This is a genomic window from Acidovorax carolinensis, from assembly GCF_002157145.1.
Lineage (GTDB): Bacteria > Pseudomonadota > Gammaproteobacteria > Burkholderiales > Burkholderiaceae_C > Acidovorax > Acidovorax carolinensis.
Genome location: NZ_CP021361.1, coordinates 1,460,019 through 1,483,594 on the forward strand (window position 1 = coordinate 1,460,019; position 23,576 = coordinate 1,483,594).

Sequence of the window (23,576 nt, forward strand, 5' to 3'; positions counted from 1 at the left end):
GGAAGTTCTCCTTTCAATCGTCAGGACTACGCAGACTCGGGCCTTGACTGGAGCTACCGGCGTCGCCGCCGCGTAGCGTGTGGGCGGCGGTCGTGGCGGCATGGGTGATTTGTTGCCTGCGATGCAGGCGTTTGGCCCAAGCGGGTTGTTCGGTGGATGTGGGTGACGCTGCGGCATCGCTTGTGCCCTGGGCTGCAGCACCGGCCCCGGATGCCGTCATAGCGTCATCGGGCCGCAAGGCAGAGGCAGCACGCTCCTTGAGCGAGCGCGCTCCATCGGCCACCTTCTGCCCTGCTGCCTGCGCCCCGGTCTTGGCGACATTGCCCAGGCCAGCGGCAGCGCCCTTGAGGCCGCCACCGGCCGAAGCTGAACCAGCCTGGTATGCGGACTTGGCACTGCTGGCGTTCGATGCCATCGAACGCGCACCACTGGCTGCTGCTCTCGCGGCTGCCGGGGCCATGCGTGCCCCGGCGGCCACGGCACTACCAACGCCAGAAGCTGCGGCACCGACTGCGACAGCGGCTCCGGCCGCGCCGATGGCAGCACCGGCCATCGCGCCCGCGCCGAGCTGCGGTCCACCGGATACCAATCCGGTCGCGATGCCCGGCCCGAAGATGCCCAGGGCCAGCATGGACAGCGAGGCCAGCATGATGACCAGCGCCTGGTCGATGGAGGGCTCGGAGCCGGCCGGTATATTGAACTCGGCGAACAGTCCCGAGCCGATGCCCACGATAACGGCGAGCACCAGCACCTTGATGCCCGAAGACACCACATTACCCAAGACCTTCTCGGCAAGGAACGCCGTCTTGTTCCACAGCGCGAATGGCACCAGTACGAAGCCCGCCAGCGTAGTCAGCTTGAACTCGATCAGCGTGACGAAGAGCTGCACCGCCAACACGAAGAAACTGACGATGACCACGATCCAGGCGAGGAACAGCACAACGATGGGCGCGATGTGGATGAACACCTCCGGGAATCCCGCAAGCTCCCTAATCTGGTCGAGGATCGGCGCCCCGGCGTCGATACCGACCTTGGCCAGCCGCCCCGGTTGCAGGAAGTTGCCCATGCTCAAGGTTGAGCCGCTGGCCGTCAGGCCCAGGCCGGTGAACGAACGAAACAGGACGCCCGCCAGCGTGTTGAAATTGCCGATGATGTAGGCGAAGGCGCCGACGTAAAGCACCTTGCGGATCAGCTTCGCGATCACGTCCTCGCCCTGCCCGGTGGCATGGCCCATCGCCCAGAACAGCCCGGCGAGCGTCATGTCGATGACGATCAGCGTGGCGGTCAGGAACGCCACTTCGCCTTGCAGCAGCCCAAAGCCCGAGTCGATGTAGCGCGAGAAGACATCGAGGAAGCGGTCGATCACGGAAACGTCGTTCATGGCCCGCACCTGTCAGCGACTGTAGAAGTTCACGGGCTGCGGCGTGTACGGCGTGCCCTCGCCCAGAAAACGCTGCGTCACCTCGCGGCCACGCTCGACGGCAGCGGCCTGCCGCGCCAGCTCAAGCGAAGCCGCGCGACCCTGCGTGATCTGCAACCGCTGCGTCTGGATGGACTGCTTGGCCTGCAGGGCCAGCAACTGGTTCATGGCCTGCATCGCCTGCAGAGCACCTTCCGCTGACTGGCTCTTACTCACCAGGTCGGCCAACACGCTTTCGTCATCGCTCAAGTTCTGCGATGCCTGGGCCTGCATCTTCATCGTGGTCTGCAAGCCGTTGAGCGTGTTCTTCCAACGCTCCTGGGCGTCGCGGTACATCTGGTCGCCGCTGACGGTGGCGGCGTACTGCTCGGGGTACAGGCGCGCGAACTCGCGGTCGATGCTCGTCACGTCGTAGGCCAGGCCCTTGGCCTGCGCGATCAGCCGCTGGGTGGTCGCCAGGTTTGCGCGCAACTGACCGACCACGCTGGACGGCAGGCTGGCCAGGTTGCGCGCCTGGTTCATCAGCATCTGCGCTTCGTTCTGGAGCTGCTGGATCTGGTTGTTGATCTGCTCCAACGTACGGATGGCCGTGAGCGTGTTCTGCACGAGGTTCGTAGGATCAATCACGACCCTTTGCGCATGGACAGTGGTCGCGGTGCAAAGCATGGCCGCGACGGCGGCGGCGAGAAGACGCTTTTTCATGATGGGTTCTCCTGTGGGTGGGGGGACGGAAACGAAGGCAACAGGTCAGCAGCCCAATGCAGGCCGCGATGGCGCAGCCAGGCGGTTGCGAATGCGGCGGACTTGGAAGAAGTCGCAGCGAGCACCGCGTCCATGTCGCGCTGGTCCTGCGGCATGGAAGCGCCCGCGAAGGCCAGGGTGGCCGGCCCCAGGTCGAGGTCGAACAGCCGATTACCGAGACGCGATTGGTAGTAGTAGTCGCGCTTGGGCTGCGCGGTGGCGACGATCTCGATCTGGCGGCTGTTGAGGCCGAAGCCCTCGTAGATCGTCCTGATCTGCGGCTCGGTGGCCTGCGGGTTTGGCAGGAAGATGCGGCTCGCGCAGCTTTCGATGATCGCGGGCGCGATGCTCGAATCCTTGATGTCCGCCAGGCTCTGCGTGGCGAAGATGACGCTGACGTTCTTTTTGCGCAGTGTCTTGAGCCATTGGCGGATGCGCGCGGCAAACACCGGGTCATCGAGGAACAGCCACGCCTCATCGAGCATCAGCAGTGTCGGCGCACCATCGAAGCGTTCATCGAAGCGCGCGAACAGATAGCCCAGCACAGCCATGACGGCGGCCTTGCTGTGCATCAGCTCCTCCATCTCGAAGCACTGCACGTCGGCCATGCCCAGCCGGTCGTGGTCGGCATCCAGCAGCTTGCCGTGGGCACCGCCAAGCACATAGGGCGCGAGCGCTTGGCGAAGCGCATTCGATTGCAGCAATACCGACAAGCCAGTCATCGTGCGCTGCTCCAGCGGCGCGCCGGCGAGACTCCCCAGCGCCGACCAGATCGCGGCTTTCTCGTCCGGACCGACGGCCACGCCCTCGTGCCGTAGCCGTCCTTCGATCCACTCGGCGGCCCAGGTGCGGTAGCCCTCACGGTCGATGCGGGCGAGCGGCTGGAAGGCGATTTCGCCATCGGCCCCCAGGTCGTAGTGCTCGCCGCCCAGGCCCAGGATGGTGGCGCGCATCGAGCGCCCCATGTCGAACGCAAAGATGCGCGAGCCACGATAGCGGCGGAACTGCATCGCCAGCGTGGCGAGTAGCACCGACTTGCCCATGCCGGTCGGGCCAGCCACCAGCGTGTGCCCCACGTCGCCGATGTGCGTAACCAACCGGAACGGCGTCGCTCCCTCGGTGCGCGTGACGATCAACGGTGGGCCGTCGAGGTGGGCATTGCGCTCGGGACCCGCCCAGACAGCCGACACCGGCATCATGTGCGCCAGGTTCAGCGTCGAGACGATGGGCTGACGCACGTTCGCGTAGGCATTGCCAGGGATCGAAGACAGCCAGGCATCGACCGCGTTCAATGTCTCGGGGATCGTCACGAACCCGCGTCCTTGAATGACGCGCTCCACCATGCGCAGCTTCTCGTCGGCCACGGCCGGATCGGCATCGAGCACCGTCACCGTGGCCGTGACGTAGCCGAAGGCCACCTGATCACTGCCCAGCTCCTGCAAGGCAGCATCGGCGTCGGTGGCCTTGTTGCTGGCGTCGGTATCGACCAGCGGCGATTCCTGCTGGAAGATGGTTTCACGCAACAGCGCCACCACGTTCTTACGCTTGGCGAACCACTGGCGGCGAAGACGGGACAGCTCCTTTTCCGCATCGGCTTTGTCCAGGCAGAGAAAGCGCGTACTCCAGCGGTAGGCAAAGCCGAGGCGGTTGAGGTCGTCCAGAATCCCCGGCCAGGTCGAGGTCGGAAAGCCGCGCACCGTCGCCACGCGCAGGTGCTGGTCGCCGAGCATCGGAGCCAAGCCGCCAACCAGCGAGGAATCAGCCAGCAGCGCGTCAAGGTGAAATGGCACCTCGGGCACGCCCACGCGGTAGCGCCGAGCGGAGATGGTCGAATGCAGATAGGTCAGCGTCTGGCTGTCGTCCAGCCAGGCGATCTCCGGCATCACGCCATCGAGCAGATCGAAAATGCGATCCGTTTCCGAGAGGAAAGATTGCAGCCGCTCGCGCCAGTCCACACCTTCGGTGGGACGGTTCTCATACAGCAGGCCCGCCGCACGGGCACGGGATTCCTCAGGCGGCAGATACACCAGTGTCAGGTGATAGGCACTCTCGAAGTGGTTTCCCGAGTCCTCGAAGGCTGCGCGACGCTCCTCATCCACCAGCCAGGACAGCGGTTCCGGGAAATCCGAGTGCGGGTAATCCGCCGCCGATCGGCGCTCAGCCTCGATGAACAACGCCCAGCCAGGCCCTAGCCGGCGCAGCGCGTTGTTCAGCCGCGCCGACGTAGCGATCAGCTCGCTCTGTGTGGCGCTGTCGAGGTCGGGGCCGCGAAAGCGCGCCGTGCGCAGAAAACTGCCATCCTTGTTCAAGACGACGCCCGGTGCGACCAGCCCGGCCCAAGGCAGCCAATCGGCAAGCAAGGCTGGGCGCTGTCTGTATTCGGCAAGGTTCAGCATGGCATTCCCCTCACACGTCCAGCAGCGGCCGGTGTTCGATGTGCCGCGCAAAGACCTGCATGAACTGCGGATCGACGCGGGCACCCCAGACCGCCAACGCATGTCCGACGATCCAGAGCACCAGCCCCGGAATCCACAGTTGCAGGCCCAGCCCGACGGCAGCGGCCAGCGTACCGTTGGCAATCGCCACAGTGCGCGGCGCGCCGCCCAGCAGAATCGGCTCGGTCAGCGAACGATGCAGCGGCACTTCAAAGCCTGCGGCGAATTCCTCGGGCGCGCTCATACGACGGCCCCGCCGGAGAAGCTGAAGAACGACAGGAAGAACGAGGACGCCGCGAACGCAATGGACAGGCCGAAGACGATCTGGATCAGCTTGCGGAAACCACCGCTGGTATCGCCAAAGGCCAGCGCCAGGCCCGTGGAGATGATGATGATGATTGCCACAATCCGGGCGACCGGCCCCTGGATGGATTCGAGAATGGATTGCAGCGGGCCTTCCCACGGCATCGAGGAGCCGGCGGCCTGCGCGGTGCCGGCGAGTAACAGCGTCAGTGCAGCCAGCACCAATCCCTGCATGGCCGGGCGAGCAAGACCATCCAGCCGCGCGAGGCGGGAAAGGGGATTTGCGGAAATATGGAAAGCATCAGCGTGCGTCATGGCAGTTCTCCGGGGTGGTTGAGGGACAGGAAAGAAGCATCGGATTGCGATGGCAGCTCGGGAAACGGCACTTCCAGCGCATCCGCCAGGTGGTAGCCCACGCCGTCGAAGCCAACGACGCGGGCGATGCTCTCGATGCGGCGCTTGCGTCCGCGCCCGGCGATGTGGATCACCACGTTGACTGCCTCGGCGATCAGCGCACGGGGCGGATTCACCGCCACTTCGAGAATCAGTTGCTCCAGGCGCAGCAGCGCGCCCAGCGCGGAGCCAGCGTGGATGGTGGCGATGCCACCCGGATGGCCGGTGCCCCAGACCTTGATGAGATCCAGTGCCTCGGCGCCGCGCACTTCGCCCACGACGACACGATCTGGGCGCAGCCGCATCGTGGCGCGCACGAGTTCCTGCATGGACACGATCCCGGCGCGGGTGCGCAGCGGTACGTGGTCGCGCGCTGTGCATTGCAGCTCGATGGTGTCTTCAAGCACCAACACGCGATCGCCCGTGGCGGCGATCTCGGCCAACAAAGCATTGGCGAGCGTGGTCTTGCCGGTACTCGTTCCGCCCGCGATCAGGATGTTGTGGCGCTCGCGCACGACGCGCACAAGGAGGTCCGCCTGTGCGGCAGTCATCATCCCGTCTTCGACGTAGCGCGCCAGCGGGATGACACCGACGGCGCGCTTGCGCAAGGCGAAGGCCGGACCAGGAGCGGCCGGTGGCAAGATGCCCTCGAAACGTTCACCTGTCTCAGGCAGCTCAGCGGTCAAGAGCGGCTGACCGCGATGAACTTCAGCGCCAACGTGAGCCGCCACCAGACGGATGATCCGTTCGCCATCGGCTTCTGGTAGCTCCACGCCCATCGGCGCGCGGCCCGAGGAAAGCCGGTCGATCCACAAGGTTCGATCCGGGTTGAGCATGATTTCCACCACGTCCGGGTCTTCAAGCGCGGCGGCGATCAGCGGCCCCATTGCGGTGCGCAGCATCTGGATACGGCGATCCAGAGACGTGGCGGCCGATGAACGAGGTTCTGGCGGGAATTGAGGAACAGCGCTCATGAGGCACGCTCCTGCGCTTCGGCCAACGTCGCTGCTTCATCCATGTGCATGCCGAACTCGTGCCCCTGGGGATGCAGTTCTTCCACCACGTCGCGCACCAGGCTGCGCCCGCGCAGCAGGTGGCGACCCAACTGTTCGACGAACTGCTCGAAACGCGCCTTGCCCTGGGCGCGTGCCGCGTCCTGATGCGCTTCGGGAACCGGCGTGCTGACCGTGAGGTAGTAGCGGATGAACAGAGCCAGCGTCTCAATCTGGATGTTCTGGTCGCGCTCCAGGCGCTCGGCCTGGCGCGACAGGCGATCCAGCCGCTTGGAAATCGCTGCCTCGCGCTGGTTGGCCGCGTCCGGTGACAGCCATGATGCGAGCGCCGCCGCGACGATGCTGGACTTGGACACACCTTTCTTGGCGGCCAGCTCATCGAGCCGCTTGGCGTGTTCAGGTTGGATGAAAAGATTCAGGCGGTAGGTGGAGTGGCTGGGACTCATAGATCGATTCCGTCGTTGGGGTCGAGGGATGCCAGCCGGGCCGTGCGCTGCATGGCCGGATCGAGCTGACGCGGAAGGGGAAGCGGGACGTCGTCGTCATCAAGCAGCGACAGGTCGCTGGCCGGGTGTTCCTGTTCGGGGTTGTAGGTGACGACTTCGGACAGTTCGGGTTGCTGGCGTGGGCCGCCGTCATCGGCCGTGCCCAGGTGCTCCAAGCCATCAGCGGTTGTGGAAGCGGGCGGCGTGGGGACAAGAGGAATCGCCAGCCCGCTCCAGTCGTCAGGACGCGCGCGCGGCACGTCGGCGTAGCAATCCGCCGCGAGCGCGGGCGGCGACAGCACGCGCCGCTTGAAGTTGGCGTCCGCGTAGTAGCGCAGCTTCTTGGCCTTGATCGGCGCATGGCCGGACACCATCACCACCGATTCATCGGTGGGCAGTTGCATGACCTCGCCAGGGGTGAGCAGCGGCCGGGCCGTCTCCTGACGCGACACCATCAGATGGCCCAGCCACGGGGCGAGCCTGTGGCCCGCGTAGTTGCGCTGCGCGCGCAGCTCGGTCGCTGTGCCCAGCGTTTCAGAAATTCGCTTGGCGGTACGTTCGTCGTTGGTGGCGAACGTCACGCGCACATGGCAGTTGTCCAGGATTGAATGGTTCTGCCCATACGCCTTGTCGATCTGGTTGAGCGACTGTGCAATCAGGAAGCTCCGGATGCCATAGCCCGCCATGAAGGCCAGGGCCGTCTCGAAGAAGTCCAAGCGGCCCAGCGCGGGGAACTCATCGAGCATCAGCAGCAGCTTGTGACGGCGGGCGATGCCGTCGCTGCCGTCGAGTGATTCCGTGAGCCGCCGACCGATCTGGTTGAGGATCAACCGGATCAGCGGCTTCGTGCGGCTGATGTCCGAGGGTGGCACCACGAGGTACAGCGATACTGGATGTTCGGCGGAAATCAGGTCCGCAATGCGCCAGTCGCAGCGCGAGGTGACTTCGGCCACCGTGGGATCACGGTACAGGCCGAGGAACGACATGGCCGTGGAGAGAACGCCGGAGCGTTCGTTGTCGCTCTTGTTGAGCACTTCGCGGGCAGCGGAGGCAACGACCGGATGCGGGTCGTTGCCCAGATGCCGCGTGCTCATCATCCGGTGCAGCGTCAGCTCGAACGGACACGCCGGATCACTGAGGAAGTTCGCCACACCCCGCAGCGTCTTGTCTTCGTCGGCATAGAGCACATGCAAGATGGCACCGACCAACAGCGCGTGCGAAGTCTTCTCCCAGTGGTTTCGCTTCTCCAGCGCGCCTTCGGGATCGACCAGGATGTCTGCAATGTTCTGCACGTCGCGCACTTCATGTGCGCCGCGCCGAACTTCCAGCAGTGGGTTGTAGGCGGCCGACTTCGCATCGGTCGGGTTGAACAGCAGACAGTGCGAAAAGCGCGCGCGCCAGCCGGCGGTGATGGTCCAGTTCTCGCCCTTGATGTCATGGATGACGGCGGATGCGGGCCAGGACAGCAGTGTGGGCACCACCAGGCCAACGCCCTTGCCCGAGCGTGTGGGCGCGAAGGTCAGGACGTGTTCCGGACCTTCGTGGCGCAGGTACTCATCACCATGCCGACCGAGGAACACACCAGCGGGCTGGGTCAGCCCTGCCTTGCTAATGTCGCTGGCGTCGGCCCAGCGTGCCGAACCGTAGGTCGTGACCAGGCGCGACTGGCGCGAGCGCCAGATAGACATGCCGATGGCGACCACCACGGCAAGCAAACCGCTGCCGGCGGCAATGGCGCCGCCCACGTCGAAGATGTGGGACGCATAGGCATCGAAGAAGAACCACCACTCGAACAGCTTCCACGGGTGGTAGATCGGTGTGCCCAACAGATCGAACCAGGGCGAACCCAGGCGTAGTTGATAGCCCAGGGCCGCTGCTGTCCATTGTGTGGCGCTCCACACTCCGGCGATCACGATGCCGAATACCACGGCGATCTGACCGAACAGCACGTTCGTTCCTTGCATCTCCCGGCCTCCGATTTTTCCTGCGCGCACTCCGCTCAACGGCTGCACAACAACGTGCCGCTGGCGTCAGGATCGGTGCCGGGTCAGTGCCGGTCAAAGACTGTTATCAGAACGAAGATGATGCAAAAAACATCGATTCAAGCAAGGACGAAGACAGTAAAAGCGCCGCAAGCAAAGGCGCGTTGCGGCGTAGCGAGCAGAAAATCGAGCGATGTGTGGCTTACCGGCCACGGTTAAAAATTCGACGATTCCTTAGGCAGTGTATAAGGCACCTTGCCATTGCCGAAGAAGCGGCGGTTCGTCGCTTCGGCCACGCGGTTGCAAAGTTCGTCGCCCAACTTGGCGCGGTTCAGCTTGCACTGCTGGCGCAATTCTTTCAGCCGCTCGGGATCGGCTGCCAAGGATTCCACCGTCTCGCCTGGAGCAGAAGACTGACCGCAAGAGGCCAATAGCGTGGCTAACGACAATGAGGCGAAGATGTTGAACGGGCTCATGACCTGATTCCTCGAAGGCGTGACACTTGAGAAGCGGGTTTGGGCGTTAGGCGTCATCCGACCCCTGGGAGGCCAACCGCTCAATAAAGCGAGCCAGCGCCTGAGACGGTTCGGTATCCCGGCGCAGCAGATAGGTGGTCAGCATAGGGGAGCGCCCTGCGAGCGGGCGGCCCACTACCCCTGGTTCGCGGCTGGCAGCAATATGCGCTGTGCCCGCAAGCCCTAACGCCAAACCGGCCGACACAAGCGCCATCATCACATCAAATGTAGCGACGTGCTGAACCACCAAGGGTTCCTTTTCCTGCTTGCGCAGGATTCGGTCGATTTGGCGGGCATGGCCTTCGCAGACGGCGGGATCGCCCAGCACAAGGGGGTAACGTAGCACTTCCTCCAGCGGGATTCGCTTATAGGCCAGAGCCGGATGGCGTGCGGGCACGGCCACCATCAACTCGTCTTCCCAGGCCGACTCGACGATGATGCCGTCGCCCACTTCGTCGGCCATCGAGAAACCCGCGTCATACAGGTCATCATGCAAGCCCTTGAGTTGTTGGGCCAACGGAACCTCGAACAGTCGTATTTCTATTTCCGGGTCTTCCTCGCGGCAGTGCGCCAGCAGAGCAGGCAGGCGCGACGGCGTAATGCCATCGGATAAAGCAATGCGCAACTGCCCATGGAAGCCATTGGCGGCCGATTTCACGCTTTCGCGGGCTTGCTCCAACGCGGTAAAGACACGCGGTACATGCTTCAGGAATAGCCTACCCGCAAGTGTCAGCCGCGTGCTGCGACTGGTGCGGATGAACAACTGCACCCCCAACTCTTCCTCCAGTTCCTTGACGGTACGTGAAAGAGGCGACTGTTCTATATGAAGTTTTTCAGCCGCGCGTGCAAAATGAAGCTCTTCCGCGACCGCCAAAAAGCAGCGGAGATGACGCAATTCCATGGGGCGATGCCTCCGTGAAAGTAGGTTGCATGAATTGCGTATTCATTGTTCCGTTCATTCGTGACGAAGTGATGAGTAATCGGTTACATTTTGTTGGAAACCCTTCTTAAGGAAGTCTCTACAGAAAAATTGATCCCGATCAGTAAGTAGATAAGGTGCTGTTACGCTGGTGGAAGTTCTGTTGGCGTTAGTTATTTCTATTACGCCAGCCTGCTAGGAAATTCTAGACTGAACTTTGTTCTCCCCGCACCGGATTCAACCGTGACGCGTCCTCCGTGCGCTTGTGCGATGGCACGGGTAATTGATAGTCCGAGGCCCGCACCATCGGATTGTGGGTGGGACCGAGACGGGTCGGCACGGTAGAAGCGGTCAAAAAGGCGAGGAATGATTTGAGGGTCAATGTCCTCCCCCGTGTTCTCGACCGTCACGACAACGGCCTTTGCTGTCTCGCTGATGTCAATCGTTACATCGCTATGGTCATTGGTATGGCGCAATGCGTTCGACAACAGATTGCTCAGCGCTCTTCGAAACATCAATCGGTCACCCAGGATGTCTCCATCACCGAACTGGCGTAGTGTGACGTTCTTTTCTTCAGCGACGGCTTCATAAAATTCTAATAAGGCCTGGGCTTCCTTGGCTGCAGAAAACCGCTCCTTGTTCGGCAAGTCAACCCCACGATCCGTCTTGGCCAGGAACAACATATCCGACACCATGCGCGCCAGGCGTTGGAATTCCTCCGCGTTCGACGCCAGTATGTCTCGATAGGTGTCAGCGTCTCGCCGGGTGGCGAGTGCCACCTGGGTTTGCGTCAGCAGGTTGCTGATGGGCGTGCGAATTTCATGCGCCAAGTCCGAGGAGAACTCGGACAGTCGTTGAAAGTCATTTTGCAGCCTGTCCAACATTTTGTTGAGTTCCTGTGCCAAGTCAGCCATTTCCACAGGAACTGCTTCGATGGGCATTCGCTCATCGAGACGATGGGAACTGACCGTTGTGGCTTGGGTCTTCATGGCGCGCAACGGTGCCATCCCTTTGTAGGCTGCGAACCATCCCAGCATCCCGCTGACAAAGATGGCACAAATAGCATAGAGCACAAGCGTACGCTGTAATTGCGCCATGAATTGCATGTGATCTTCCATGTCAATGGCGATCAGGACATCCAGTGGTGGCGCCGCACTATTGGCAGGGTTGAAACGCAAGTTCAACGCGCGAAATTCACGGCCTTGATTTTTCCAACTCTGAATCTCGGAAATCCGATGCTCTGGTTTTGGCGCGTCCAAAGTGGCTGGAGGTTGAAACCCTTCAGTCCTGAAAAGAACATCCCCATTAGCGTTTTTGACAATGACAGACAAGCCGTGGTGATTGTTCAAAGATTCGCGTAAGCGCGATGGGATGTCATCGGTGGAGTTGGCATTGACTACTATGTTCTCGATCAGGTGCTGCTTGTCTTGCAGCGTGATTCGATCCAGTTCCAGGAAGTGGCGTTCGGTCGCAACCAGGAACAACATTCCAAGCCCCAGCACGACGGCTGCGGCCACCGTCGTGAAAAAGATGGCCAAACGATGGGTGAGCGAGAAGAACCGAAACATTCAAGCGTTCTCCGGTGCTTCCAGCACGTAGCCCATGCCCCGCACGGTCTGGATCAACTTGACGTCCTGGCCTTCGTCAATCTTCAGGCGCAAGCGGCGCATCGCCACTTCGATCACGTTGGTGTCGCTGTCGAAGTTCATGTCCCACACCTGGGAGGCAATCAGCGAGCGAGGAAGCACTTCTCCATGCCTGCGCAACAGCAACTCCAGCAAACCAAATTCTTTGGCTGTCAGGTCAATGCGACGGCCACCCCGCGAGACCCGTCGGCGCAGCAGATCAAGTTCCAGGTCAGCCACGCGCAATGTGTTGGTTTCGGTGCCTCCTCGGCCCCGGCGCAAGATTGTCCGTACACGGGCCAGCAACTCGGCGAATGAAAAGGGCTTGACAAGATAGTCGTCAGCGCCCAATTCCAACCCTTTGACCCGATCTTCCACCTGGTCCCGCGCCGTGAGGAACAACACAGGCATCTGCAATCCGCGATTGCGCAGCGACTGCAGCACCTGCCAGCCATCCAGTCCGGGCAGCATGACATCCAGGATCACGAGGTCGTATTCACCTTGGAGTGCCAGGTGCAGGCCATCACTACCGTTTTGCGCCAGGTCGGCCACAAATCCGGCCTCGCTCAATCCCTGGCGAAGGTATTCGCCGGTTTTAGGTTCATCTTCGACGATCAATATCTTCATGGTCACTCTCCGCTATCTGGCGTAGACGTGAGTTTGACGAGTTTCTGCGTGCCTGACACGTAGATAACAAATTTGTAATCCGGCGCACAGCTTTCTGACATGACCGCGCTTCAGAATCACCTCCATGAGATCGGTCATTTTTTGTGATGTGCCCAGCAAGGTCACGCGGGCCCTTGGCAAGCAAGGTGAGATCGTCTGGCAATTCGCCAAGAAGGCGGGCACTGCCGAGTTCGCGTGCCTGATGTCTGGTCATTCGAGGCCGGTATGAAAGGCGCTGTCAAAGTGGCTATGAAATAACCCACTTTTTTTACTCTCAATCGTGAGGAAATCATGAAAACCATCAAGAACATTCTGGCCATCTCCGCTCTTGCCATGGGCACATTCACGCCCATGGGCAGTTTCGCCCAGACCATGATGGATCACGGCAAGATGGATATGTCCCAAGCATCGGCATCCCTGACGGACGGCGAAATCAAGAAGGTCGATCAGGAAACTGGCAAGATCACCATCAAGCACGCAGAAATCAAGCACATGGACATGCCCGGCATGACCATGGTGTTCACCGCAAAAGACAAGAGTCTGCTGGGCAAAGTGAAGCCCGGCGACAAGGTCAAGTTCATGGTCATCAACGAGGGCGGGAAGATGGTTGTCACTGACATTCAGCCCGCTCAGTAAGAACACGCTGCGCGGGCGTGCTGTGTCGTCGCGGTCAGAGGGTTTGAATGCTGAATGCGACGGTTTTTCACCGGAAGAAGGAGAGCACTATGTCAAAAATTCGCCATACCCTGGTTGGTATCTGTGTCGCTTCGCTCTCACTGAGCGTGATGGCGCAAACCGCCGATGAGCACAAGGCCCATCACCCTGCAGGAAGCACATCGCCTGCGTCCACCCAAATGAAGGCGGCCGCGACGCCAACGGGTGCGGGGCAGATGGCCGGAATGGCCAAGATGGACGAACAGATGAAAGCCATGCAAGCGATGCACGAAAAGATGATGGCGGCCAAAACACCAGAAGAGCGGCAGGCGCTCATGGATGAGCACATGAAGCTGATGCAGGACGGTATGGGAATGATGCAGCAGATGGGCGCAGGCATGCAGGGCATGGGTGGCATGCAAGGTGGCAAGGGCATGCCCACCAACATGGCCGAGCGCCATCAGATGATGGAAAAGCGCCTGCAAATGATGGAGTCCATGATGCAGATGATGATGGACCGTCTGCCAGCTACGCCAGCCAAGTAACGCATTCACCGAATTGGGGGTCACCATGAACCATCAACACGGCGGGCACGAGTCGCCCCCCAGCTTTTGGAGTTCTCGCTATGCCATCGGCCTCGTGGTGATAGGCGGCGTGGCGGCATATTTCCTGTTGACCGAACACCTCGCGCATGTCGTCGGGGCGCTGCCTTTTCTCCTGCTCCTCGCCTGCCCGCTGATGCATGTCTTCATGCATGGCGGACATGGGGGGCATGGCGGACATGGCCAGAGCAAGCCTGATGCAACGAAATCTACCGAATCACGCAATGAAGGGGATTCACGATGAACCATACCGAATCCGCTTATGGTCTGTGGTCGCTGGTCATCATCAATTCAGCGATCTTCATCATGTTTGCGTTCAGCTTTTTCAAGCCTGCGACGGCCCGTGACTGGAGAACGTTTGGCGCATTCGCAGCCTTCGTCGTTGCCTTGTTCGTAGAGATGTATGGCTTCCCGTTGACGATTTATCTGATGTCGGGCTGGCTGCAAACCAAGTTCCCTAACCTGGATCTGCTCTCCCACAGCTCGGGTCACCTGTGGTCTACCCTCTTGGGCGAAAAGGGCGACCCGCATTTTGGCGCGCTGCACATCGCCAGCTACGTTTTTCTGGGCTATGGTTTCTACCTGTTGTCCACCGCGTGGAATGTGCTGTACCACGCTCAGCGTCGCCAGTCGCTCGCCACAGCCGGCCCCTATGCACGCACTCGCCATCCGCAGTACGTGGCTTTCGTGATGATTTTGCTGGGCTTCCTGCTGCAGTGGCCCACGTTGCTGACCTTGGTCATGTTCCCAGTCTTGCTCCTGATGTACGGGCGTCTCGCCATCACCGAAGAGAACGAAATGCGCAAACAGTTTGGTGCTGAGTACGACAGCTACGCCCAGCGAACACCCCGGTTTATTCCTCGCATTGGCAAATCCCAGTCGACCACTGACTCTGTGTCAAAAAGATGATCTGGATTTTTTCCCGGCGGTACACGTTTCATTTTTTAGGAGTTTGAAATATGAGCACGATTGATCTGCAAGTCGATGGTATGAGCTGTGGCTCTTGTGTGAAGCACGTCACGCAGGCATTGCAGCCGCTGCCCGGGGTCCGCGGGGTGGAGGTCGATCTCCCGTCTGGCCGCGTCCGGGTGAGCGGGGAACTGGCGCAGGGCAGCGCTCCTTTGCTGAGGGCCTTGACGGATGCGGGCTACCCAGCACAGCTGGCTACAGAAACATCCATTCCCGCTGCGACTTCGCAGCCTAAAGCATCGGGCTGCCACAGTGGCGGCACGGGGGGCTGTGGTTGCCGATAACGGCCACGGCATTTGATTACGGATTGATCGGCCGGGCGATTGCGCTCCCCCGTACTTTTTTGGCAACTCTGAAGGAGCTACGCCATGGATCATCCTGACAACGACTCCCATGCGCCTACGTTCTGGCAGCGCCCATCCGGCTTGGCTCTGGCAACGGCTGCCTTGATCGCCGGTTTTTACCTGCTGCGAGAGCACTGGGGTCATGTTTTGGGCTATTGGCCCTACCTGTTGCTCCTCGCCTGTCCGCTGATGCACCTGATGCACGGCCACGGCGGCCATGGTGGGCATGGCAACCATGCGCAGACACCCCGGCGCACCAATAACGACAAGGAATAAGCAATGGACATGCATGCACACCATCATCACGGCAGTCACCCTCCAGCCGAGCCAGCCCCGCCATCGGAGCTGAAGGATCCGGTGTGCGGCATGACCGTCACAGAGCAGTCAGATCACCAATTGACGCACGAAGGTCGGCCCTATTACTTTTGCAGCGCCAAGTGCCAGGGCAAGTTCGCGGCAAACCCGTTGCAGTACCTTGCACCTTCAGCGCCTGAGGAACCCGCACCTGCTGCGGCCGGCACGATCTACACCTGCCCCATGCACCCCGAGGTGCGGCAGGATCATCCTGGAATCTGTCCCAAGTGCGGCATGACATTGGAGCCCATCATTCCGCTGGACGAGGAAGACAACCATGAATTGAAGGATTTTCAGCGTCGCTTCTGGTGGACGCTGCCATTCACAGTCATCGTTACCGTTCTTGCCATGTTCGGCCACCGTCTCGGGTGGTTTGACATGAACGTTCAAACCTGGGTTGAACTGGCGCTGTCCTTGCCTGTCGTGTTGTGGACGGGTTGGCCCTTCTTCGTACGCGGCTGGCAGTCTCTCGTCCTCCGCAGCCCCAACATGTGGACCTTGATCGGTTTGGGTACGGGCGCGGCCTTTCTCTACAGCCTCGTGGCTACCGTGGCGCCGGGCTTGTTCCCGGATTCATTCATTTCCATGGGGCGCGTGGCGGTCTACTACGAGGCGGCAGTGGTCATCATCTCGCTGACCATGTTGGGCCAGATTATCGAGTTGAAGGCCCGTTCGCAAACTTCTGCGGCGATCAAGGCGCTGCTCGGTTTGGCACCCAAGACCGCTCGCCGCATCAATGTGGATGGCAGCGAAGAGGACGTACCGCTGAACCATGTTCACGTCGGGGATCTGCTGCGTATTCGTCCCGGCGAGAAAGTGCCGGTCGACGGCGTTGTGACCGAAGGCAGCAGTGCGGTCGATGAATCCATGCTGACCGGTGAGCCTGTGCCGGTGACCAAACGCCTTGGTGACAAGGTGATTGGGGCCACGATGAACACCAGTGGTGCCTTGGTGATGCGCTCCGAGAAAGTCGGTGCGGCCACCATGCTGTCGCAGATTGTTCAGATGGTGGCCAATGCCCAGCGCTCGAAGGCTCCCATGCAGCGCATGGCGGATGTGGTCGCCGGCAAATTTGTGGTCGTGGTGGTGCTCATCGCCATTGCCACCTTCTTTGTCTGGGGGCTGTTCGGTCCGGAACCCAGCTGGGTGTTTGGCTTGATCAACGCAGTGGCCGTGCTGATCATCGCGTGCCCCTGTGCGCTGGGACTGGCCACGCCGATGTCGGTGATGGTGGCCACAGGGCGTGCCGCGACACAGGGAGTACTGTTCCGCGATGCTGGCGCCATCGAAAAAATGCGCGAGGTGAACACGCTGATTGTGGACAAGACAGGAACGCTGACCGAAGGTAAACCCGCCTTCGACACCGCAGTTGCCGCCCCCGGCTATACCGCGGACGAAGTGTTGCGCTTGGCCGCCAGCCTGGACCAAGGCAGCGAACATCCCCTGGCCGAGGCCATCGTTAGTGCAGCACGTGCCAAGGGCCTGGAACTGATCAAGCCGCTTGATTTCGAGTCCGGCAGCGGCATAGGCGTGCGCGGCATGATCGATGGCAAGCATCTGGTGTTGGGCAACACCGCATTGATGCAGCAGGAGGGCGTGGCCACTGATGCGCTCAAGATCGATGGCGAGCGTCTGCGCAGTGAAGGCGCCAGCGTGATGCATCTGGCCGTGGACAGACAACTGGCTGGAATCTTGGCCGTGACCGATCCCATCAAAGCCACCACGCGGGAAGCTATTCAAAATTTGCACGCCAGCGGCTTGCGCATCGTGATGGCAACTGGCGATGGTCTGACCACCGCCAAGGCCGTGGGTGCCAAACTGGGAATCGATGAGGTGCATGGCGAAGTCAAGCCCGCCGACAAGCTGGCGCTTGTGGAGCGGCTCCAGAAAGAGGGCCACATTGTCGCGATGGCCGGCGATGGTATCAACGATGCGCCTGCGTTGGCCAAGGCCGATGTCGGCGTGGCCATGGGCACGGGAACCGATGTGGCTATGAACAGTGGGCAGGTCACGCTAGTCAAAGGCGACTTGCGCGGAATCACTGCGGCGCGTGATATCTCCACTGACACTGTCCGAAACATGCGCCAGAACCTCCTGTTCGCATTCGTTTACAACGGCATTGGGGTGCCGATTGCGGCAGGCGTGCTGTACCCGTTCACTGGGTGGTTGTTGTCCCCGCTGATCGCGGCACTGGCCATGAGCCTGAGCTCGGCCTCGGTGATATTCAATGCGCTGCGTTTGCGGCGCGGAAAAAGATGACCCCGTAGTTCGGAGGAATGATGAAAACCCCCACGTCACCACAAAAACCTCGGACCTCTCAACGCACCACGGCGGGGGGTAAGGAAGCAGCGGTGCAAGGGACGCACCGCCAGGCAGAGGATCTACCACCGACCGTCTTGGATCATTCCGAGGAGTTGTTGAAGCCTGCGCCACAGGATGCGTCCAGTGGCATGAAAAGAGCAGCTAAAGCACCTTCGGCGCAGGACTATTTCGATTACCAGCGTGATTTCTTCGAACGCACCATTCTGTTCTGGGACACGCTTCGCCAGCGCGCGAACAACATGCTGGAGCACGAGCGAGCCGGATTGCCGCCGCTTCTGGACTTCAAGTATGAAACGCTGTTGGACGCGCGCAGCTTCGAACGGTCCGTCAACTATGCACTGCTACGCATCACGGAAATCGACGGGCATTGCTGGGACGACTGCGTCGACTCTGACAAACCGCCGGTCATCATCGTCGATCCACGCGCCGGCCACGGCCCCGGCATTGGCGGCTTCAAGCGCGACTCCGAAGTCGGGATGGCCATGCGCGAAGGCCATCCGGTTTATTTCGTGATTTTCTTTCCAGAGCCGGCTCTGGGGCAAACCCTGGCAGACGTTTTGCATGTGCTGCGGCGTTTCGTCGAAGAGGTTGCAGTACGCCATCCTGGCAATGCTCCTGTGCTTTATGGCAACTGCCAGGCCGGGTGGGCGGTGGCGCTGCTGTCCGCAGACTGCGCCGGTCTGGTCGGACCGGTGGTGCTCAATGGCTCTCCTTTGTCGTATTGGGCGGGCGAGTCCGGTGTCAATCCGATGCGTCTTTCCGGAGGACTCCTTGGCGGCAGCTGGTTGGCGCATCTGACGGCCGACCTGGGCAATGGCCGGTTTGACGGGGCCTGGCTAGCGCAGAATTTCGAGAACCTCAAGCCCGAAAAGGCCGTTTGGGAGAAGTACGCCCAACTCTTCACCAACGTTGACAGTGAGCAGGCGCGCTTTCTGGAGTTCGAACGATGGTGGAACGGTTTCTATTTCCTGAGCCGAGAAGAGATCCTCGCGATCGTTGAGAATTTGTTCATCGGCAACCAGCTTGAGCAGGGTGTTTTCCAGATTTGCCAGGGTTGTACTGCTGACCTGAGGCGGATCAAGAATCCAATCGTCATCTTTGCATCTTACGGCGACAACATCACGCCACCGCACCAGGCGCTTGGGTGGATCCCCGCTGTCTATAGTGACACCGAGGATCTCAAGCGGGCAGGGCAGCGAATCGTTTACCTCACGAACCGGCATGTCGGCCATCTAGGCATTTTTGTCTCTGCTGGGGTGGCTCGTCTGGAGCACCGGGCGATCCTGGAGAGCCTGGCTGAGATTGAGGCGCTGGCACCGGGCCTCTATGAGATGAAGATCGACAACCCGTCCGGGAACCCGGACTGCCATAAGCCCACTTACAGCATTCGCTTTGAATCCCGTCAGGTTGAAGACCTGAAAACGGATTACCCGGAAGAAGCTTTTGAGCGCGTGAAACAGGTCTCGACATTCAACGAGGTGCTTTACAGGGCATTCGTCAGTCCCTGGGCGCAAGCGCTGTCCACGCCCTGGACAGCCGAAGTGCTCAAGTGGCTCCATCCAATGCGCAGCAGCAGGTATTTGTTTTCAGAAGCATTTAGTCCGTGGATGAAAGGGGTCAGTCTGTTGGCCGAACCCCTCGCTAGGAGCCGACAGCCGCTTGCGCCGCATCACCCGTTGATCGAGCGTGAGCGTGAAGCTGCAGGACAAGTTACTCATGCGCTGGGACGACTTCGCGAAGGCCGCGACGCTGCGATCGAGCAAGCGTTTCGTTTGATGTTTCAACGTCCTGGCTAGTTTTTATGCGTCCTGGACATGATGGACAAAAACGGTGACGGTAATACAGGACCCACAAAGTGGACATAGCCCTGATCTAAGGGCCGTTTCTCAACAAGGATTGATCATGATGAGAAGAAAAATCAACTGGCTTTTGACAGCGGTCCAGATCGGCCTGCTGACTTGGTCCGGAACCACTTTGGCCGCCGATCAAGTGTATGTGGCCAATGAAGGCGCTGACACGGTCAGCGTCCTCGATGCGGCATCGTTGAAAACGCTGACGAACGTGCACGTCGGCAAGATGCCCCACAACGTGCAAGTGTCGCCCGACGGCAAGCTCGTATGGGTGACCAACAACGGCGAGCCTGACCATGCAGCCGACGTTTCTGCGCACAAGGGCATGGCCCAAGGCGACCACGATGCGATGGGAAAAGCGGGCGCGATCTGGGCCATCGACACCGCGACCAACGTAGTCGTCGCCAAGGTGCCGGTGGGTATGCACCCAGCCCATGTGGTGGTGTCACCAGACGGCCGCTTTGCCTATGTCACCAATGGCGGCGACAACACGGTCACTGTGATCGACACAGCGGCGCGGAGCCACGTGGCGACGATTCCGGTCGGTCAGTTTCCCCATGGTCTTCGGTTCAGCCCGGATGGCAAGGAGGTCTACGTCGCCAATCTCAAGGGTGGCACGGTATCGGTCATCGACACCGCCAGCCAGAAGGAGATTGCGCAGGTGCCGACCGGCAAAGGTCCGGCCCAGACTGGCTTCACGCCAGACGGCCGTTTGGCCTTTGCCTCGTTGTCGGGCGAAAACGCCATAGCCGTGATCGACCCAGCAACGCGCAAGGTAATTCGCAAGGTTGAGGTAGGAACGGTGCCGATTCAGTTGTATGCCACGCCTGACTCGCGCACGCTCCTGGTGGCCAACCAGGGTACGCGCAAGATGCCGGGCAAGACCGTCAGCATGATTGACCTGGAGACTTTCAAGGTCGTCAAGACAGTCGTAACTGGCGCTGGTGCTCATGGAGTGGTTGTTGATCGTGACGGGCGGTACGCCTATGTGACGAACATTTACGCCAATTCGGTTTCCGTGCTTGACGTGAAAGATCGCAAGGTAACGAAGACCGTTCCTGTCGGTAAGGCACCCAACGGCATCAGCGTAACGCCTTGAGTGGGGCCCGTCGCCTACACCGGTACGTACGGTACACAAAAAAGTAGAACCAGCCAGCGTCAACCCTGGCGTATGTCCAAATGACGGTCATCGATATTCGAATTCAACGAATCACGCAGCTTTACGATTCTCTGGACCCTTCACCGCTCCATGAGAAAACACTGAGCCATGCTGTTGAAACCTATATCGTTGACTGTGCTGGTGAAGATGGTCGAGAAGAACCGCTTCGGCTTATGGTGCACGTCCCGACTCCGATCAGAGAGTACGAAGTCGAAATCACACGAGCGATTCACGCGCACTTTCAGGCGCAGCATGCACAGTGCAGGCGCCGATATCGCCGAAGGATGCGACAGGGCATGCGCTTTCTGTTCATAGGACTCGCCGTTCTGACGACGACACTGCTTGCACGAGCCTTATTGGTTGATCCGGGCAACAGCAAAGTGCATGTTGGGATTAGCGAAGGCTTGTTGATTATTGGCTGGGTGGCAATGTGGCGCCCGATAGAGGTCCTCTTATTCGAGCGTGCAGAGAACCACCAAAACATGGCGCTTCTTGAGCGTCTTTCCCAAATCGACGTGGAGTTCGCCCTTGAAGAGACTGCGGTGGACCCAGGGGAGAAAAGTGGTGAGACAAACGACCTGCGGGCACCGGCTTTGTTGCCTTGACGGCGAGAATACTTGGAGAACCCAACAAAAGGTGGCGTTGTTAGACAAGCCAGCACCGTAAGTCCTCTTTTCCATTGAGAGTTTCGACTCTAGGCGGCCGGAGCCGCGGAAATTCGGATCCTCTGTTTGTCTCTTGACCGTGCGAGGTCCGAGGTCTGCTGTTTTCGCGAGTTTGAGGGCAGACGGTTGCGTTTTTCATCTGGATTAGCGGAGACGACCGAGAACGGAGAGCTCCGGGAACGTCAAGTATCCGTCGCAGGTTGCAGGGCGATCACCGACATGCCGGCCAGCGCGATGGCCGCTCCCACGAAGTCCCAACGGGTCAAGGCAACACCGTCGACGACGTGCAACCAGACCAGCGCCACGGCGATGTACATCCCGCCGTAAGCCGCATAGGTTCGCCCGGCAGCTGTCGGGTGCAAGGTCAGCAGCCAAGCGAACAACGACAAGGAAACGGCAGCCGGCAAGAGCAGCCATGCCGACTTGCCCTGCTTTACGACCAGCCAGGGCAAGTAGCAGCCAACGATTTCAGCTACTGCCGTCACCGCAAACAGAATGGCAACTTTCAAGAGTTCCATCGTCACGCTTCCTGCAGCGCCTGGATCATCGGGCAACGCACCTGTCCCCTTGCGGCGCAGCAGCGCTGCACCAGTGCTTCCAGGACTGCCTCAATGCGGTGGAGATCGGCGAGCTTGGCGCGCACATCCCTGAGCTTGCGTTCGGCTTGTTCGCGGGCCTCGGGGCAATGCGACCCGTCCTCGAGCTTCAGCAAGTCCCCGACTTCGTCAAGGCTGAAACCCAGCCGTTGCGCCGATTTAATAAAGCGTACCCGGGCCAGATTTGCCTCGCCGTAGCGGCGGATGCCGCCCAGGGGGCGGTCGGGCTCTTGCACTAAGCCCTTGCGCTGGTAGAAGCGGATCGTCTCAACATTGACCCCAGCGGCCTCGGCTAAGCCACCGATGGTCAGGGTTTCGGTTGGTTCATTCATGGCACTTGACTCCGTACTTAACTACGGAAGTAAGCTTAAACGATGAAACCCGATTCCCCAACTGAAACTCGAAGCGGCGGCGGGCGTGGTGCGCTGTTAACCGGCGGTCTGGCGGCCATCCTCGCCTCCACTTGCTGCCTCGGGCCTTTGGTGTTGATTACGCTTGGCGTCTCCGGGGCATGGATTAGCAATTTGACCCTGCTCGAACCCTATCGGCCCATGTTCATCGGTGCCGCGCTTGTGGCACTGTTTTTTGCGTACAGGCGGATATGGCGAGCGCCAGCAGCCTGTGAGGCCGGGCAGGCTTGCGCGCTACCGCAAGTCAACCGAAGCCACAAGTCGTTGTTCTGGACCGTGGTGGCGCTAGTCATCGTCGCGCTCGGATTCCCGCTGATCGCTCCCTGGTTTTACTGAATGGAGATTGCTATGAAAAAACTCGTTGCTCTGGCCATGCTGGCCGCTTCTGCTTCGCCCCTCTGGGCTACCACGCAGAGTGTCACGCTGTCCGTGCCCGACATGAACTGCGCCACCTGCCCGATCACAGTCAAGAAGGCGCTTACCAAGGTATCCGGCGTCAGCAAGATCGACGTGAATCTGGATCGGCGCGAGGCCAAGGTGACGTTCGACGATACGAAGGCGAATGTCGAGGTCCTCACACGCGCCACCAGGAACGCAGGGTATCCCGCGACCGTGTTGGGAGACGCCAAGTGACTGCGGTGATACTGGAATCGACGCTGACCTGCCCCGAGTGCGGCCACGCCAAGACAGAGACGATGCCCACGGACGCCTGCCAGTGGTTCTACGAGTGCGAGCAATGTCACACCGTGCTAAAGCCCAAGTCGGGTGACTGCTGTGTGTACTGTTCTTACGGCTCAGTGCCTTGTCCTCCAATCCAGGAACGGGGGCACGCAGCCAATCTTGGGTTCGCGCCGGCCGGATCGCCCGATCGGAAATGAGTCAAGCGTCACGAGATCAATTCGGGCGCCAGGGACGCCATCACCACATCCGAGTTGAACTTCCGCAACACCGTTGTGCGGGCCCATGTGGCCATCAAACGCGCCAACGTTCATCGGTGGCTGATATGCCAAGCCCCAAGAAGCACATGACAAAGATGTAATCTTTGAAACATATTCCGGTCAGCCTTGGTCTCGCAAAATGCATAACGTGCATTCACACAAGGTAGGTGGATACCAATGCGAAGTTCAACAACCTGAAATTCAGTGACCGAGGGT

Annotated in this window: 27 protein-coding genes and 1 pseudogene; 14 read left to right on the forward strand and 14 right to left on the reverse strand. The window is 60.4% G+C overall.

Annotated elements, in window-relative coordinates:
- Positions 1-13: 13 nt before the first annotated feature.
- The 12 genes from trbL to CBP34_RS06890 all read right to left on the reverse strand — a co-directional run bounded on the left by trbL (position 14) and on the right by CBP34_RS06890 (position 12,458).
- On the reverse strand, positions 14-1,381 hold the full coding sequence (gene trbL / locus CBP34_RS06835) for a P-type conjugative transfer protein TrbL (protein ID WP_026435925.1): 1,368 nt from the start codon (positions 1,379-1,381) through the stop codon (positions 14-16).
- 12 nt (positions 1,382-1,393) lie between these two features.
- Positions 1,394-2,122, reverse strand: coding sequence for a P-type conjugative transfer protein TrbJ (trbJ, locus tag CBP34_RS06840; protein ID WP_086911966.1), 729 nt, complete (start codon positions 2,120-2,122; stop codon positions 1,394-1,396).
- Positions 2,119-4,557 (reverse strand): conjugal transfer protein TrbE, encoded by a 2,439-nt coding sequence (trbE, locus tag CBP34_RS06845; RefSeq protein ID WP_086911967.1) that lies wholly within the window; start codon positions 4,555-4,557, stop codon positions 2,119-2,121. The genes trbJ and trbE overlap by 4 nt, the downstream gene beginning before the upstream one ends.
- Positions 4,558-4,567: 10 nt before the next feature.
- Positions 4,568-4,840: a VirB3 family type IV secretion system protein gene (locus tag CBP34_RS06850; protein WP_086911968.1), complete on the reverse strand. Its 273-nt coding sequence runs from the start codon at positions 4,838-4,840 to the stop codon at positions 4,568-4,570.
- Positions 4,837-5,214 carry a TrbC/VirB2 family type IV secretion system protein gene (locus tag CBP34_RS06855; protein ID WP_094097658.1) on the reverse strand — a complete coding sequence of 126 codons (378 nt, stop codon included), beginning with the start codon at positions 5,212-5,214 and terminating at the stop codon, positions 4,837-4,839. The genes CBP34_RS06850 and CBP34_RS06855 overlap by 4 nt, the downstream gene beginning before the upstream one ends.
- A complete protein-coding gene (gene trbB / locus CBP34_RS06860) occupies positions 5,211-6,266 on the reverse strand; it encodes a P-type conjugative transfer ATPase TrbB (RefSeq protein ID WP_086911970.1) in 1,056 nt (351 codons plus the stop codon). Before trbB ends, CBP34_RS06855 begins: the two co-directional genes overlap by 4 nt.
- Complete coding sequence (locus CBP34_RS06865) at positions 6,263-6,751, reverse strand: ribbon-helix-helix protein, CopG family (protein ID WP_034712117.1); 489 nt, start codon at positions 6,749-6,751, stop codon at positions 6,263-6,265. Before CBP34_RS06865 ends, trbB begins: the two co-directional genes overlap by 4 nt.
- Positions 6,748-8,754 (reverse strand): conjugal transfer protein TraG, encoded by a 2,007-nt coding sequence (locus CBP34_RS06870; protein ID WP_026435922.1) that lies wholly within the window; start codon positions 8,752-8,754, stop codon positions 6,748-6,750. The genes CBP34_RS06865 and CBP34_RS06870 overlap by 4 nt, the downstream gene beginning before the upstream one ends.
- A 233-nt stretch (positions 8,755-8,987) precedes the next feature.
- Entirely contained in the window at positions 8,988-9,248 is a 261-nt protein-coding gene (locus CBP34_RS06875) for an EexN family lipoprotein (protein WP_026435921.1), read from the reverse strand.
- Positions 9,249-9,294: 46 nt separating this feature from the next.
- On the reverse strand, positions 9,295-10,188 hold the full coding sequence (locus CBP34_RS06880; RefSeq protein WP_086911971.1) for a LysR family transcriptional regulator: 894 nt from the start codon (positions 10,186-10,188) through the stop codon (positions 9,295-9,297).
- Positions 10,189-10,388: 200 nt separating this feature from the next.
- Positions 10,389-11,774, reverse strand: coding sequence for a heavy metal sensor histidine kinase (locus tag CBP34_RS06885; protein ID WP_094097659.1), 1,386 nt, complete (start codon positions 11,772-11,774; stop codon positions 10,389-10,391).
- Entirely contained in the window at positions 11,775-12,458 is a 684-nt protein-coding gene (locus tag CBP34_RS06890) for a heavy metal response regulator transcription factor (RefSeq protein ID WP_011804755.1), read from the reverse strand.
- A gap of 145 nt (positions 12,459-12,603) precedes the next feature.
- Here CBP34_RS06890 and CBP34_RS20460 point away from each other — a divergent pair.
- The 11 genes and pseudogenes from CBP34_RS20460 to CBP34_RS19390 form a co-directional block, all read left to right on the forward strand.
- Positions 12,604-12,755, forward strand: a pseudogene (locus CBP34_RS20460) (cupredoxin domain-containing protein); the annotation flags it as partial.
- Positions 12,756-12,788: 33 nt separating this feature from the next.
- A complete protein-coding gene (locus CBP34_RS06895; protein WP_087748564.1) occupies positions 12,789-13,133 on the forward strand; it encodes a copper-binding protein in 345 nt (114 codons plus the stop codon).
- Positions 13,134-13,222: 89 nt separating this feature from the next.
- The gene (locus CBP34_RS06900; protein WP_087748565.1) at positions 13,223-13,696 is read left to right on the forward strand and encodes a hypothetical protein; all 474 of its coding nucleotides are present in this window, start codon (positions 13,223-13,225) and stop codon (positions 13,694-13,696) included.
- Between the two features lie 25 nt (positions 13,697-13,721).
- Complete coding sequence (locus tag CBP34_RS06905; RefSeq protein ID WP_087748566.1) at positions 13,722-13,997, forward strand: DUF2933 domain-containing protein; 276 nt, start codon at positions 13,722-13,724, stop codon at positions 13,995-13,997.
- Positions 13,994-14,662 (forward strand): methyltransferase family protein, encoded by a 669-nt coding sequence (locus CBP34_RS06910; protein ID WP_087748567.1) that lies wholly within the window; start codon positions 13,994-13,996, stop codon positions 14,660-14,662. Before CBP34_RS06905 ends, CBP34_RS06910 begins: the two co-directional genes overlap by 4 nt.
- Before the next feature lie 80 nt (positions 14,663-14,742).
- Positions 14,743-15,006, forward strand: coding sequence for a heavy-metal-associated domain-containing protein (locus CBP34_RS06915; RefSeq protein WP_233135290.1), 264 nt, complete (start codon positions 14,743-14,745; stop codon positions 15,004-15,006).
- 84 nt (positions 15,007-15,090) lie between these two features.
- Positions 15,091-15,342 (forward strand): DUF2933 domain-containing protein, encoded by a 252-nt coding sequence (locus tag CBP34_RS06920; protein ID WP_094097660.1) that lies wholly within the window; start codon positions 15,091-15,093, stop codon positions 15,340-15,342.
- A gap of 3 nt (positions 15,343-15,345) precedes the next feature.
- Positions 15,346-17,679, forward strand: coding sequence for a heavy metal translocating P-type ATPase (locus CBP34_RS06925; protein WP_094097661.1), 2,334 nt, complete (start codon positions 15,346-15,348; stop codon positions 17,677-17,679).
- 20 nt (positions 17,680-17,699) lie between these two features.
- Positions 17,700-19,538 (forward strand): DUF3141 domain-containing protein, encoded by a 1,839-nt coding sequence (locus CBP34_RS06930; protein WP_094099099.1) that lies wholly within the window; start codon positions 17,700-17,702, stop codon positions 19,536-19,538.
- Positions 19,539-19,644: 106 nt separating this feature from the next.
- Positions 19,645-20,691 carry a YVTN family beta-propeller repeat protein gene (locus CBP34_RS06935; RefSeq protein ID WP_094099100.1) on the forward strand — a complete coding sequence of 349 codons (1,047 nt, stop codon included), beginning with the start codon at positions 19,645-19,647 and terminating at the stop codon, positions 20,689-20,691.
- An 80-nt stretch (positions 20,692-20,771) separates the two neighbouring features.
- A complete protein-coding gene (locus CBP34_RS19390) occupies positions 20,772-21,356 on the forward strand; it encodes a hypothetical protein (RefSeq protein ID WP_011804765.1) in 585 nt (194 codons plus the stop codon).
- A 242-nt stretch (positions 21,357-21,598) separates the two neighbouring features.
- On the opposite strand, the gene CBP34_RS06945 is transcribed toward CBP34_RS19390, so the two are convergent.
- On the reverse strand, positions 21,599-21,934 hold the full coding sequence (locus CBP34_RS06945) for a YnfA family protein (protein ID WP_005795281.1): 336 nt from the start codon (positions 21,932-21,934) through the stop codon (positions 21,599-21,601).
- 2 nt (positions 21,935-21,936) lie between these two features.
- Positions 21,937-22,344, reverse strand: a complete 408-nt coding sequence (gene merR / locus CBP34_RS06950; protein WP_005795284.1) for an Hg(II)-responsive transcriptional regulator — start codon at positions 22,342-22,344, stop codon at positions 21,937-21,939.
- A gap of 42 nt (positions 22,345-22,386) precedes the next feature.
- On the opposite strand from merR, the gene merT reads away from it, so the two are divergent.
- From merT to CBP34_RS19965, 3 genes are read left to right on the forward strand one after another with little or no spacing between them, the layout of a single operon-like run.
- A complete protein-coding gene (gene merT / locus CBP34_RS06955) occupies positions 22,387-22,758 on the forward strand; it encodes a mercuric ion transporter MerT (RefSeq protein WP_011804766.1) in 372 nt (123 codons plus the stop codon).
- Between the two features lie 12 nt (positions 22,759-22,770).
- The gene (gene merP / locus CBP34_RS06960) at positions 22,771-23,055 is read left to right on the forward strand and encodes a mercury resistance system periplasmic binding protein MerP (protein WP_005795286.1); all 285 of its coding nucleotides are present in this window, start codon (positions 22,771-22,773) and stop codon (positions 23,053-23,055) included.
- A complete protein-coding gene (locus tag CBP34_RS19965) occupies positions 23,052-23,300 on the forward strand; it encodes a GDCCVxC domain-containing (seleno)protein (protein WP_005795288.1) in 249 nt (82 codons plus the stop codon). The genes merP and CBP34_RS19965 overlap by 4 nt, the downstream gene beginning before the upstream one ends.
- Positions 23,301-23,576: the final 276 nt, after the last annotated feature.

Coding starts and splice junctions, on each gene's coding strand:
- trbL (WP_026435925.1), bottom strand. CDS start 1,381: ATGAACGACGTTTCCGTGATCGACCGCTTCCTCGATGTCTTCTCGCGC.
- trbJ (WP_086911966.1), bottom strand. CDS start 2,122: ATGAAAAAGCGTCTTCTCGCCGCCGCCGTCGCGGCCATGCTTTGCACC.
- trbE (WP_086911967.1), bottom strand. CDS start 4,557: ATGCTGAACCTTGCCGAATACAGACAGCGCCCAGCCTTGCTTGCCGAT.
- CBP34_RS06850 (WP_086911968.1), bottom strand. CDS start 4,840: ATGAGCGCGCCCGAGGAATTCGCCGCAGGCTTTGAAGTGCCGCTGCAT.
- CBP34_RS06855 (WP_094097658.1), bottom strand. CDS start 5,214: ATGACGCACGCTGATGCTTTCCATATTTCCGCAAATCCCCTTTCCCGC.
- trbB (WP_086911970.1), bottom strand. CDS start 6,266: ATGAGCGCTGTTCCTCAATTCCCGCCAGAACCTCGTTCATCGGCCGCC.
- CBP34_RS06865 (WP_034712117.1), bottom strand. CDS start 6,751: ATGAGTCCCAGCCACTCCACCTACCGCCTGAATCTTTTCATCCAACCT.
- CBP34_RS06870 (WP_026435922.1), bottom strand. CDS start 8,754: ATGCAAGGAACGAACGTGCTGTTCGGTCAGATCGCCGTGGTATTCGGC.
- CBP34_RS06875 (WP_026435921.1), bottom strand. CDS start 9,248: ATGAGCCCGTTCAACATCTTCGCCTCATTGTCGTTAGCCACGCTATTG.
- CBP34_RS06880 (WP_086911971.1), bottom strand. CDS start 10,188: ATGGAATTGCGTCATCTCCGCTGCTTTTTGGCGGTCGCGGAAGAGCTT.
- CBP34_RS06885 (WP_094097659.1), bottom strand. CDS start 11,774: ATGTTTCGGTTCTTCTCGCTCACCCATCGTTTGGCCATCTTTTTCACG.
- CBP34_RS06890 (WP_011804755.1), bottom strand. CDS start 12,458: ATGAAGATATTGATCGTCGAAGATGAACCTAAAACCGGCGAATACCTT.
- CBP34_RS06895 (WP_087748564.1), top strand. CDS start 12,789: ATGAAAACCATCAAGAACATTCTGGCCATCTCCGCTCTTGCCATGGGC.
- CBP34_RS06900 (WP_087748565.1), top strand. CDS start 13,223: ATGTCAAAAATTCGCCATACCCTGGTTGGTATCTGTGTCGCTTCGCTC.
- CBP34_RS06905 (WP_087748566.1), top strand. CDS start 13,722: ATGAACCATCAACACGGCGGGCACGAGTCGCCCCCCAGCTTTTGGAGT.
- CBP34_RS06910 (WP_087748567.1), top strand. CDS start 13,994: ATGAACCATACCGAATCCGCTTATGGTCTGTGGTCGCTGGTCATCATC.
- CBP34_RS06915 (WP_233135290.1), top strand. CDS start 14,743: ATGAGCTGTGGCTCTTGTGTGAAGCACGTCACGCAGGCATTGCAGCCG.
- CBP34_RS06920 (WP_094097660.1), top strand. CDS start 15,091: ATGGATCATCCTGACAACGACTCCCATGCGCCTACGTTCTGGCAGCGC.
- CBP34_RS06925 (WP_094097661.1), top strand. CDS start 15,346: ATGGACATGCATGCACACCATCATCACGGCAGTCACCCTCCAGCCGAG.
- CBP34_RS06930 (WP_094099099.1), top strand. CDS start 17,700: ATGAAAACCCCCACGTCACCACAAAAACCTCGGACCTCTCAACGCACC.
- CBP34_RS06935 (WP_094099100.1), top strand. CDS start 19,645: ATGATGAGAAGAAAAATCAACTGGCTTTTGACAGCGGTCCAGATCGGC.
- CBP34_RS19390 (WP_011804765.1), top strand. CDS start 20,772: ATGACGGTCATCGATATTCGAATTCAACGAATCACGCAGCTTTACGAT.
- CBP34_RS06945 (WP_005795281.1), bottom strand. CDS start 21,934: ATGGAACTCTTGAAAGTTGCCATTCTGTTTGCGGTGACGGCAGTAGCT.
- merR (WP_005795284.1), bottom strand. CDS start 22,344: ATGAATGAACCAACCGAAACCCTGACCATCGGTGGCTTAGCCGAGGCC.
- merT (WP_011804766.1), top strand. CDS start 22,387: ATGAAACCCGATTCCCCAACTGAAACTCGAAGCGGCGGCGGGCGTGGT.
- merP (WP_005795286.1), top strand. CDS start 22,771: ATGAAAAAACTCGTTGCTCTGGCCATGCTGGCCGCTTCTGCTTCGCCC.